The following is an 11,602-nucleotide window of genomic DNA, read 5'->3' on the forward strand; positions in this document are numbered from 1 at the left end:
GAAGGATCTGGCATCAAAAAAATGGTAACGCCCGGCGCGAAGCGGGAAGCCGTCGTCCATGCCCGTGAGCAGCACGGGCTGAGCGAGCGTCGGGCGTGCAGTCTGGTCGGTGTGAGCCGCAGGGTGATCCGTTACGAGCCGACGAGGCCGGATGACGAGGCGCTGAGGCAACGGTTGCGCGAGCTGGCGGCAGAACGTCGTCGGTTCGGTTATCGCCGCCTGGGCTACCTGCTGGCGCGGGAAGGCATGACGCCCAACCACAAGAAGCTGCTGCGCATCTACCGCGAGGAAGGGTTGCGGGTGCGCCGCCGCGGTGGTCGCAAACGGGCACTGGGCACGCGCAGGCCAATGGTGCTGCCCGATGGACCGAACCAGCGGTGGTCGCTCGACTTCGTCTCCGACAGCCTGATCTGCGGTCGGCGCTTCCGCATCCTGTGCGTGGTCGACGACTTCTCGCGGGAGTGTCTGGCGCTGGTGGCTGATACGTCGCTCTCCGGTGCACGGGTGGCCCGGGAACTGACCAGCCTGATCGGGGTGCGTGGCAAGCCACACACGGTGGTCAGCGATAATGGCACCGAACTGACCTCGTCGGCCATCCTGCGCTGGTCGCAGGAGCGGCGGGTCGAGTGGCATTACATCGCACCGGGCAAGCCGATGCAGAACGGCTTCGTCGAGAGCTTCAACGGCCGCCTGCGGGACGAATGCCTCAACGAGACGCTGTTCACCTCGCTGGCCCATGCCCGGTTCGTGCTGGCCGCCTGGCGGCACGACTACAACACGGTCAGGCCACACTCGAAACTGGGCGGGAAGACCCCCGCCGAGATCGCCGGCGAACGTGTCTGGGGGCATGCCCCCAGACACGTTGCCATCCCATCAAACATCAATCATGAAGGACCGAGACTCTACCTCTGAATGGTAACAATCAGGGGAGCACGTCACAGCCCGTTCATCATCGGCAGCGAATAGTCGAGAACGGCGATATCGGGCTGCAGCGTCCGGATCAGTTCCAGCGCGTCGCGCCCGTTGGAAGCCTCTCCCACCACGCGCCAGTCCGGATGAACGGAGAGCGCCGAGCGGACACCAAGGCGAATGGCTTCGTGATCGTCGGCCAATACTATTCGGCGAATAGGACTGCTCATGTCACTGCCCCCCGGATGACGATCCCTGGTCTTGCGGCTGAATTCATCGTGTCATCATCGTGCATGGTGCGCCTCTGGCACATCAGGGTTTTCCCTGAGAGCGGCGCCAGATCGCCCTTAGGCCCCGTTCGATCTGCTGCACCGCTGAACCTTCCATCAATCTAGGCACCTGCGTCAAGATGGCCGTGGCGAATGAGGATGCGGATTTACTCGATCGTATGCGAATCTGGGGGCGGGGCGAACGCAACTGCTCCTCTTGATCCACGCCGGCCGCGCTATTGACGCAAGCCCATGTAATCTGGCCGTACGGCGGCCGGTATGAGGCCCGCACTACCCGTGAGCCTGCGAGATCCAATTCGCCTTGATGGGACCGCGAATGTCCCTCGGCTGCCCGGGCGTATCGCGCGATGAAGGCAGTGACCCGCTCGCTACACTTGAAACAGGTCAGTATCGCAGACCCATGGCGGCATCTCCCAGAAGATAGCATGCAAGCGTGATGAGAACCACGCCGACAAGGTTCAACACCACCCCGCCCCGCGCCATCTGCTCGATGCCCACCCTTCCCGTGCTGAACACGATTGCATTGGGCGGCGTCCCCACCGGAAGCATGAAGGCACATGTGGCCGCCAGGGCTGCGGGGACAAGCAAAGACATCGGATCCATGTCCATCGCTATCGCGACTGCACCTAGAATGGGGATGAAGGTCGCAGCGGTCGCCGTATTGCTGGTGACTTCGGTGAGGAAGATGACCAGGGCAACGATTGCGGCGATCAGCAGGACGACGGGAAGCGTAGCCATATCGCCGACGAAAGATCCCATCCAGCCGTCGAGACCGGTCGCCGACACTGCCGACGCCAGGCTCAATCCTCCCCCGAACAGCAGAAGGACGCCCCAGGGAAGGCTTTCCTCCGCATCCTTCCAGTCCAGCACCGCGTCCCCGTCTGCGTTCGCGGGCAAAAGGAAAAGGGACAAGGCCGCCGCGATTGCTATCACGGCATCGTCGATCGCCGCCAGCCATGGCGGCATCGCGATAATGCCTGCGGCAAGACCGGGTACGATCCAGAAGAACGCCGCAGCGGCAAAGGCGCCAAGCGACATCTTCTCTCCCCTGCGAACGGGTCCGAGTGCGGCGATTTCGCGGTCCAGCGTATCGTGACCATCGCTCAGCCCATCCAGCCGAAACGGATACAACACCCGCGTCATCAGGAACCAGCCGATCAGGATGAATGCGAAAGCCGTCGGCAGGCCGATCACCATCCAGTCGAGAAAGCCGATCCTGATGCCCAGCTCGGTCAGGGCGTAGGCCGCGATGATCGCATTGGGCGGGCTGCCGAGCAGCGTCCCCAGCCCTCCCATGCTGGCCGACCACGCGATCGCCAGCATCATGCAGACGCCGAATTGCTCGACATGGGTGGACTTTTCCTCGTTTTCACCAAGGCCGTCCGTGACAAGCGATATGAGGGAAACGCCGATCGGCAGCATCATCAATGTGGTGGCGGTATTCGACACCCACATCGACAGGAACCCAGTCGCCAGCATCATGCCCAATATGATGCTGCGTGGCCCGGTACCGATCACGCGCATCACCACAAGCGCGAAACGTCGATGCACGTTCCATTTTTCGAGGCCGATCGCCAGCAGAAACCCGCCAAGGAAAAGGAACACGATGGGATTGGCATAAGGTGCCGTCACCTCTGCAACCGGCAGGCCCGCAAGGGTGGGAAACAAGGCAATCGGAAGCAATGATGTCGCCGCGAGCGGAATGGCTTCTGTCATCCACCAGATCGCCATCATCGTGCCCACGGCAGCGACAATGCGGGCCTGTTCATCCAGATCCTGCGCATTCGCCAGCAGGATCCAGACCACAATGGCGGCGACAGGACCGGACGCACGCAAAAGCCAGATCAATGGCCGGGACCGTTGTTGCTCCGAAATTGCCCCCCCCCGTCAACGCCATCTTCTATTCTTACAAAGTAACGATCAGGCGAACCTGCCGACAAGTACCTCTCGGCCATCCCAATCAGCCAGCAGGTGTTGGGAACCTGTCCTTAACCAGCATCTGATAGAGACGGAAGCGCAGCAGAACAGGATTTTGCGATGTCTCGTCGGGGGCATGAAAGATTTAATTCGGATCGACAAGTCGAATGCCGCGTCGACGGCCGGACGTTCACGGCCGTTCTTTACAACGTGTCGCTCTCGGGCTGCCTGATCGAAATGCCGTTGAACCGGATCATCAAAGGTGACCGCGTTCACCTGAAGGATGGCAGTATTCGCATGTCGGGCCTGGTGGTCTGGCATGACGAAAGGAATGCCGGCCTGCGTTTCGATCAGCCCTTGCATGAAGCGGTCGTTCGTTTTCTGGGCTATGACCCAGCCAAAGGCGAGCCAATCGTGCCCACCGACCGATTTGGAAGAGCCCTACCTCGCCTTCCGCGAAACGACCGACATTTCGGGGAGAACCCGTAAGAAGCATATTCTCTGCGACGAGAAAATCTCGCTATTCCTCGCAAATGCGACGGAGCAGCGAAAGCAACATCGCCTGTTCATCGGGCCGAAGCCCCGCCGCCATGCGATCCTGTGCTGCAAGTGCCTTGTTCATGCATTGCCGGGTAACCTCTCGTCCCTCCTCGGTAAGGACAAGCGTGATGACGCGTTTGTCGGCGGTTGAGCGGGACCGGCGGAGCAAGCCACGCTGCTCTAGCCGATCAAGCGTATAGGTAATGGCAGCGCCATTCTGGAAGCGCAGCCTGGCAACTTCACTGGGCGTCGAGGCGCGACCGAAATAAATTGTAGTGAGAACGCCAAATTGATGGGAACTCAACGCACAGTCCGATAACGCTGCATCGATATTATCGACGATCTTGTTAAAGCTGCGTCGCAAATTGAAAGCGAGCGAACTTTCGAAAAATTGCTCCTCTTCTCGGACGGCGCGGTCCGCAGCCTGCTTTCCATGTGCTTCATTCGTCATCGCAGAAATCAATTTATACTACCAACAATCGGAATTTTCGATCTGGAGATCGCGTGACCGCTACAGACATCGTGCCTGCGCCGCCGCGGGACCACGCAAGCTAAGACACGAACGCAACGATAGCGCAACCCTTCGATTCGCGAGCCTTCGATATTTATCGCTGAATTTCATGAAGTTATACAAGATCTCAGGTGCTGGATCCGCGGTGCGTCCGTTCGGCCTTGCACAATCGATTTTCAGTCGATCAAACGTCCTATCCAGATTGAAAAAGCGACCCGACAGAGATGAATGACCTCCGCGATTGGCATCACCTAACTAACCACATGGGATGAGGCCGTGCCGCCCGACTGCGCCGCAATTTCTCTTGCTGCGTTGGCGAAGGACTTGGTAAACATATGGTTATTAGCAATGCGTGCTGGCGATTTTTGACGACCAGCCAACGATCGGGGCCGGTACATGAACGATGGAACTGTCGCACAGTCTATCGTGCTTCCGCACCGTAGTCCGAAAAGCCTTCTCACAGGCTGGATCGGAACCCAATCCCGCCAACATCCGGAACGTTCGTCGCTTTCGCTGGGCGACTTTGCGCGGGCGCTTCGCCACCGCTGGATGCTGTTTGCGGCAATCCTCGTCGCGGTCACGCTGCTGGTCATCCTGGCAAGCTTCGTTCTTCCCGCGCGCTATTCTGCCGAGGCGAAGCTGCGCATCGAGCCCAATCCCGGCAGCACCGCGCAAATCGCGAACAATCCGGATCGACCACCGGATCAAGCCCTGATCGAGACCGAGGTCAATCTCATTCGCTCGCGCTCCGTACTCGGCGCTGCAATAGACAGCGTCGGATCCGACAGGGTAGCGGAAATCGTCAAGGCCGATGCTCCGCTCGATGAAGCCGGATTCCGTAATGCCGCCATCCGGGCGGTGGGCGATGCGATCGATGTCGAGCGCGAGGGGCAGAGCTATCTGGTCGGCATATCCGCAACCCTGCCCGACCCCGACCTGGCGGCCAGCCTCGCCAATGCCATCGCCCAATCCTACCTCGACCTGCGGCACAGCAGCAACGAAACCACGGGCAGCGAGCAGCTGGAAAATATCGAGGACCAGATTTCCGAGGTCCGTTCCAATCTCGACAGTGCGGAGCGCGCCGCGGCCGAGTATCGTGCCTCGCGCGGCATCGTCTCGGACGACAGCGCGGGCACGATAACCCAGCAGCAGATCGCCCCGATCTCGATGCAGCTGGCAACGGCAGAGGCGCAGGCCGCCGAGGCGGCGGCGCGGCTCTCCTCGGCGCAGCGCGAAATCGCGCGCGGCGGTATCGAGGCGCTTTCGGAAAACATGCGCTCGGACGTCGTGACCGAGTTGCAGCGTCAGCGCGCCGACATCATGCGCGAGCGCGGCGAGATCGTGACCAAATACGGTCCCAACCATCCCGCCATGATCGAGGCGAACCAGCAACTGGCTGATATCGATGCCCAGTTGCGGGCCGAGGCGACCCGCATCGAGAACAATCTCGCGGCCAACGCACGATCGACGGCAGCGAGCGCGGCCAGCCTGCGAAGCAAGCTGAACGAATTGCGCGCAAGGCAGGCCAGCGATGCGCGGCAGTCCGTGGCTGCGGAGGGGCTGGAACGCGAAGCCTTGGCCCAGCGGGAAGCCTATCAGGAGCTGACCCAGGCGGCCCAATATGCGCGCCAGTTGCAGCAGGGGGCCATTCCGGCAGGCGTGATCGTGCAAAAGGCTGTCGCCCCGGACGATCCCAGCTTTCCGAACCGACCGCTGTTCGCCATTCTGGGCGCGCTCGTCGGAGGGCTGCTTGGCGCCGGTGTGGTCGGCTTTCGCGAGATGTCGGGGCAAACGATCCTGTCGCCGGACGACGTGGCAAAGCGTGTGGGAATCGGCTGCGGCGGTGTCCTGCCCCCCGTGACGGCAAAGCAGCGGCGCAAGGCCGGTTCGGGCGAGAATGTATGGGACTATGTGATAGCCCGCCCCACGTCGAAATATGCGGAATCGCTGCGGCAGATACGTCGGGCGATCCGCGCCGATGTCAGAGGCAAGACCGGCGTCTATGCCATTACTTCGGCCGTGCCCGGCGAAGGCAAGACGACTTTGGCGATCAGCCTCGGCAGGATTGCCGCGCTATCGGGCGATGAAGTTCTGGTCATCGATTGCGACCTGAGGCGGCGGTCTCTTTCCAGCGATCTCGGTCTCAGCTCGCCCCATTCGCTCAGCGATGTCATTCACGGACGGGTGTCGCTGAATGAGGCGATCCTGACCGATACCGCATCGGGCCTCGATGTCCTCCCGGCTTCCGAGGCGGACAATGTCGGGCGCGATATCCTTGGGAGCGCGGCGATGGCCCAGCTCTTGGCAAGACTGCGTGGCCAATTCGACATGGTGCTTCTGGATACGCCGCCATTGCTGGCAGTCGCAGACGCACGCACCGTGGCGGCTCTCGCCGACGGGACCATCTTCTCAATCGATGCGGATTCGACGCCCGCGGCAACCGCTCGCGCAGCGGTCGCGCGGCTGGAAGCGGATGGCATCACAAACCTTGGCGCCATCCTGACCTTCCGAAAGGCCGGCAAGGCCGCAAAGGCCGCTATGGGGCAGGATTACGGAAAGTATGACGATTATTTTTCGGATTGACGATTGCTGCACTGCAATATGAATTGAACATCAGGTTAATTTGACGGTATTATTCGAGTTCTGGGGCATTCAAAGAGATTTTCGACGTATCGCGTATTGCATGACAAGCATTGCCTAAATGCATGCTTTGTAAATGTTTTAGCGTGCGCAAGAATTAGCCCCGATACGCTTGCGGTTGTTCTGACACTGAACTGGAGGTCGTGTGACGTGGCATTGAGATTCGCCAGATTTTCCGGACCGGACGCTACCGGCATTTCGGTGCCGGCGGCTTTCGTCATCGGGCGGCGGGCGATCTCTTCCGTGATGCGGGGTGCTTATGGGTAATCTTGCATTCGACTTCGCCACCGATGCCGAAACCGCACTGGTTGCGATCATCATCCCGACACTGAACGAGGAGGATCACATCGAGGCAACCCTTGATGCGCTTGCCCGTCAGTCGCTGGGCTATTGCAAGGAAATCATCGTCGTCGACGGTGGAAGCTCGGACGCCACCTGCGCCATCGTTCGCGACTATGCCGACAGGGATGACCGGGTTCGGCTGATCCATAATGCCAATCGCCTGCAATCCTCCGGCATCAATCTGGCCGTGTCGCAACTCGATCCGGACACGCGCTATTTCATCAGGGCCGACGCGCATTCCGTCTATCCCGAGGATTTCGTCGAAAAGCTTTTAAATGCGGCTGTTTCATCGGGCGCGCAAAGCGTCGTCACGCGCCTGAAGGCCGAAGGACAGACGTGCTTTCAGCGCGCGGTTGGAATGGTATCGAACAGCATTATCGGCACGGGCGGCGCCATTCACCGCGTGGGCGGGGATTCGCGCTTTGTCGATCATGGTCACCATGCGCTGTTCGACCGGCACTATTTCGCGACCATCGGCGGATATGACGAGAGTTTCGCCACCAACGAGGATGCCGAATTCGACGTGCGCCTGTGCGCGGCTGGCGGGAAGATCTGGTTCAGCAACGATTCGACGATCACCTACCTCCCCCGCTCGACGCCCAAGGCTCTGGCGTGCCAATATTTCGCCTATGGTGCGGGGCGTGCGCGCAATCTGATGAAACACCGCAACGGGCTGCGGCTGCGCCAGTTGCTCCCCCCTCTCACGGTGCTCGTCGTCTCGATGTGCATGGCGCTTTCGCTGTCGTCGCCGTGGTTCCTGATCGTGCCGCTGATCTACCTGCTCGCCGTCGGGTTTGCGACGATACTCATCTACAACAAGTTGAAGGCCCGCTGCGCGCTGGCGGGGATCATCGCGGCGCCCATCATGCATTTTTCCTGGGGTGCCGGTTTCATTACCGGGTTGACCACGTACAGACGAAATTTGCCGCTACAAAGCCAGCTATGATGCGGCGCTTTGCCGGTAAATGACGAACGGACCAGTCCCTTAGAAATGATGAAATCGGTACAGAAAATGGCGCGTCTCGCGCCGCTACGCTATCGTACCGTTACCCCGGTTGAGGAAATCGATCTCGGTGCTCTGGTCGCCCCGCCTAAGGACTTTCTTCCGACGAATCCGTCCCTGGCCCGACTGGGCAATCGCTTCGTCGCCAATATCCGCTGCGTCAATTACCGCCTCCGGAACGAACGGACGCTGAAAAGCGATTTCCTTGTCGGCAGTGATTGGCAAAGCCGCAACCGCGTCATCAGCTGGAGCGATGATCCCGCCAATCATGTCGAGCTGAGCGAGATGTCGGACTGCTTCGCGGGCGTCGAGGATATCCGGATGCTGGTCATCAAAAACCGGCTGTTTGCCAGCGGAACGCATCATGCGGGCGGGCGGGCGGTTATGAAATCGTTCGAATTCGACGAAACGCTGTCCCTGCTGCGCGCGCGGGACATGCCCTCGCCATTCGGATTCGGGCAGGAGAAGAACTGGGCTCCGTTCGAAAAGGATGGGCAGCTATACTTCGTCTACTCCATCGATCCGCTGATCATTCTGCGCGCGGCCGATAATGCTGCGGGATATGACATCGTGAACGGTGCCGGCTGCGATGCGAGCGATATATCCTTCACGACCGGAGGATCATCCCAAGGCATTCCGCACAAGGGCGGTTGGCTGTTCATCTTTCACAGGCGCCGGGTGCAGCCTTTGATTTCCGGCACGATCTATGTGCACTACTGCGTCTGGATTTCGCGAGATTTCAAAACCATGCGAAAAGGGCCGCCATTCGTTATCGGCCGCCCGGCGATCCATTTTGTGGGCGGCATGGTCGAGCATGAAGGCGCCCTGCTGATCAGCTATGGACGGGCGGATTGCGAGGCATGGCTTGCCCGGATTGCGTGGCATGACTTACCGGTTCCAATGCCGTGACCGCGATTCACCCCGAAACCACCGACCGGCAGGCGCAGCTGTCGCGCAATGCGGCGTTCGGTTTCGGTGCGGCCAACATTGTTGCGCTGGTCATCCTGCAAGGCTTCGGCGTTCCCTTCGCCGGATCGTCGGTGCAACTGTGTCTTCCGATCTATTTTGCCAGCCTTTGCCTGATCGTCTTCGGATTGGGACTGACGATCTCGCCGGTTCGGCTGTTGCTGTACGGAGCCATGGTGGCGGCCATGGCCGTTTCGCAAATGCTCAGCGGGGCGATTGCCGACGCGCCCGCGCTGATGCTCGTGCTCGTGCTCTATGCGGCATTCGTGATCGAGATACCGGTGGATTCCCAAACCCTGAAACGGGTCTTCGGGTTTTTTCAGGCCACGATGATGGGTGTGGCCGCTCTGGTCTTCCTGCAACATGCGGTCCAGTTCACGCTGGGTCCTGCCGCCTGGCCCAGCCTTCGCGAACTCGTGCCGGCCAGCCTGCTGTTTCCGGGATATAACTATCTTCAGCCATTCGACTATGGCTCTCCCTACATCAAGCCGAACGGGTTCTTCTTCCTGGAGGCCAGCTTCGTTTCGCAGTTCCTCGCCATCGCGCTTGTGGTCGAACTGGTGATGTTTCGGCGGATCTGGTTCATGGCCATCTTTGTCGCGGCCATCTTCGCGTCATTGGCGGGCTCGGGACTGCTTATTCTGGCGCTTGCGGCACCTGTTTTGGCTGTCCGTGCCCCCGCCAGGATCTGGTTGGCTGCCGCCATTCTGCTTGCCGCTACGGGCGTAGTCGCCGGGGCGCTTGGGTGGACCGAGGTGACCGGTCGGCGCATCGAGGAATTCAGCATGCCGGGCTCCTCGGCCTATAACCGCTATGTCCGGCCCATGCAGCAGCTGGGTCAACTGGTGGAGGAGCCCGAACGCGTGATCGTCGGTCATGGCGCCGGACGGGCACCGATAGGCGATGTGGGCGACGATACATTGCCTTTGTCGAAGATGGCCTATGAATACGGCTTCGTCGCCACCCTGCTTCTGATAGCCTTGATGGTCACGGCGATGTTCGGGGGCGGGTCGAGCGCGAGGATCGCTACGCTGTTGTTCCTCTACTACAATCTTGGCGGCGGGGGATTGAGCGTCCCCGTCTATGTCCTGCTGCCTGCCCTGCTTGCGGCAAATCTGAAACCGCGCAGACCCGCGCTTCCGGAGAGGCTGGCCGATGAAGCGCCGGCAGCGGACCCGCTGCCGCCTGTCAGACCTTTAGCCGCCTAGCAAATTCCGTTTCGTAGTTTTCGACCATGCGTTCCAGCGTGAACTCGCGTGCCAGCAATCGGCCACGCTCGGCCATGGCTTCGCGCCCCTCTGGATCGCGCATAAGGTCGATCATCGCCTGACCCAGATGTTCCGCACTGGGCGCCACGACGCGGGCGTCCTTGCCATCGCTCAGCCAGTCGCCGCCGAATCCCATATTGGTCGTAATGGCCGCCACGCCGAATGCCATCGCTTCCGGCAAGGCCAGCCCGAAACCTTCCGATATGCTGGGAAACAGGAACAGCGAGCTTTGACGCAACATGGTCGCCTGCGCTGCCGGATCATAGCGCCCCATGACCTTCACATTCGGGCGATCGGCAGGGTCGAACTCGGCCACGATTTCGTCGGCATGCTGCTTCGCGCCCGCCACGACGAGTTTGGCCGCCGGAAAGACCGATCTCAGCTTGCGGAATGCGCGGGGGACATAGGCTGCACCCTTGCGCGCCTCCCACGTGGCAAGCCAGAGCAACTGGTCGGGATCGCGTGGCGTGTCATGCTGCTCCATGCTGGCCGCGAGCAATTCGGGATGAATGGCCGCCGGGATCAGGCACAGCTCGTGACCGGGCGGCATACGCGCGCCAACCCAGTCGAGGTCCTTGCGGTTCTGGACGACGGTAAGATCGGACGTCGCGATACCCTGCCAGTCCCAGCGCCTCTGCATTCGGCCGGTAATCAGCCGGTACATCGTGCTGGTCGACCAGTTGCCGATCCAATCTTCGGCCCGGTTGGCCAGGTCGTCGTACACGGCAAGTCCGTGGAGATGGTTCACCAGCAAGGGCCGTCTGCCCCCCTTCTTGCGCAAGCGGGCAAACAGGGGGGCGGCCATGCCGGACGAGGACATGATCACATCGAAATCGGAAGGGTTCTTCTTCTCGCCCATGGCGCTGATCAGCCGCGGGAGCACGAGCCGTATCTTGAGAAGGTCGCCCACACCCTTGCCTTGCACGCCCGCATCTTCGGCGTGGTAAAGAGCAACCTCGTGTCCGCGCGCGCGCAGCGCGTCCGACAGCATGTGATAGATCCGCGATGCGCCCCCATTGGGATTGTTGGCGACATGGGAAAGCATCAGGATTTTCATGCGGCGTCCGGGCAAAGTCACGTCAGCCCGCTCTGCCGCCAGCCTGCCTTGCGGCGGGGCGCCGCGCTGGACGAAACGCTGGAAGGGATCGAGAAGAAGTAGCCGATCTTGCACTGCAGTACCTCCGGCCATACGACACGGCTGGGCGTGGCCCATTCA

10 protein-coding genes are annotated in these 11,602 nt (G+C 60.9%); 6 read left to right on the top strand and 4 right to left on the bottom strand.

The features are described 5' to 3' along the window. The coding region (locus AC4FIJ_RS00005; protein WP_490334672.1) for an IS3 family transposase at positions 1–912 on the top strand (912 nt) is incomplete at its 5' end. A 23-nt stretch (positions 913–935) separates the two neighbouring features. On the opposite strand, the gene AC4FIJ_RS00010 is transcribed toward AC4FIJ_RS00005, so the two are convergent. Then, positions 936–1,139 (bottom strand): response regulator, encoded by a 204-nt coding sequence (locus AC4FIJ_RS00010; protein ID WP_490334673.1) that lies wholly within the window; start codon positions 1,137–1,139, stop codon positions 936–938. A gap of 444 nt (positions 1,140–1,583) precedes the next feature. Then, on the bottom strand, positions 1,584–3,047 hold the full coding sequence (locus AC4FIJ_RS00015) for an SLC13 family permease (protein ID WP_490334674.1): 1,464 nt from the start codon (positions 3,045–3,047) through the stop codon (positions 1,584–1,586). 189 nt (positions 3,048–3,236) lie between these two features. Between AC4FIJ_RS00015 and AC4FIJ_RS00020 the strand changes: the two genes are divergently transcribed. After that, a complete protein-coding gene (locus AC4FIJ_RS00020; protein WP_490334675.1) occupies positions 3,237–3,605 on the top strand; it encodes a PilZ domain-containing protein in 369 nt (122 codons plus the stop codon). A gap of 31 nt (positions 3,606–3,636) precedes the next feature. Here AC4FIJ_RS00020 and AC4FIJ_RS00025 read toward each other — a convergent pair whose 3' ends face one another. Then, a complete protein-coding gene (locus AC4FIJ_RS00025) occupies positions 3,637–4,107 on the bottom strand; it encodes a MarR family winged helix-turn-helix transcriptional regulator (protein WP_490334676.1) in 471 nt (156 codons plus the stop codon). 456 nt (positions 4,108–4,563) lie between these two features. On the opposite strand from AC4FIJ_RS00025, the gene AC4FIJ_RS00030 reads away from it, so the two are divergent. The 4 genes from AC4FIJ_RS00030 (at position 4,564) to AC4FIJ_RS00045 (ending at position 10,326) form a co-directional block, all read left to right on the top strand. Further along, positions 4,564–6,750, top strand: a complete 2,187-nt coding sequence (locus AC4FIJ_RS00030) for a GumC family protein (RefSeq protein ID WP_490334677.1) — start codon at positions 4,564–4,566, stop codon at positions 6,748–6,750. A 316-nt stretch (positions 6,751–7,066) separates the two neighbouring features. After that, complete coding sequence (locus tag AC4FIJ_RS00035; protein ID WP_490334678.1) at positions 7,067–8,095, top strand: glycosyltransferase family 2 protein; 1,029 nt, start codon at positions 7,067–7,069, stop codon at positions 8,093–8,095. Positions 8,096–8,104: 9 nt separating this feature from the next. Beyond that, entirely contained in the window at positions 8,105–9,061 is a 957-nt protein-coding gene (locus AC4FIJ_RS00040) for a hypothetical protein (protein ID WP_490334679.1), read from the top strand. Beyond that, positions 9,058–10,326 (top strand): hypothetical protein, encoded by a 1,269-nt coding sequence (locus AC4FIJ_RS00045; protein WP_490334680.1) that lies wholly within the window; start codon positions 9,058–9,060, stop codon positions 10,324–10,326. The genes AC4FIJ_RS00040 and AC4FIJ_RS00045 overlap by 4 nt, the downstream gene beginning before the upstream one ends. Here AC4FIJ_RS00045 and AC4FIJ_RS00050 read toward each other — a convergent pair. After that, a complete protein-coding gene (locus AC4FIJ_RS00050; protein ID WP_490334681.1) occupies positions 10,307–11,557 on the bottom strand; it encodes a glycosyltransferase family 4 protein in 1,251 nt (416 codons plus the stop codon). The genes AC4FIJ_RS00045 and AC4FIJ_RS00050 overlap by 20 nt on opposite strands. Positions 11,558–11,602: the final 45 nt, after the last annotated feature.

It is taken from the genome of Croceicoccus sp., assembly GCF_983967925.1.

Bases quoted from the DNA above. Each gene is read 5' to 3' on its own strand.
- AC4FIJ_RS00010 (WP_490334673.1), bottom strand. From the start codon at position 1,139: ATGAGCAGTCCTATTCGCCGAATAGTATTGGCCGACGATCACGAAGCC.
- AC4FIJ_RS00020 (WP_490334675.1), top strand. From the start codon at position 3,237: ATGTCTCGTCGGGGGCATGAAAGATTTAATTCGGATCGACAAGTCGAA.
- AC4FIJ_RS00025 (WP_490334676.1), bottom strand. From the start codon at position 4,107: ATGACGAATGAAGCACATGGAAAGCAGGCTGCGGACCGCGCCGTCCGA.
- AC4FIJ_RS00030 (WP_490334677.1), top strand. From the start codon at position 4,564: ATGAACGATGGAACTGTCGCACAGTCTATCGTGCTTCCGCACCGTAGT.
- AC4FIJ_RS00035 (WP_490334678.1), top strand. From the start codon at position 7,067: ATGGGTAATCTTGCATTCGACTTCGCCACCGATGCCGAAACCGCACTG.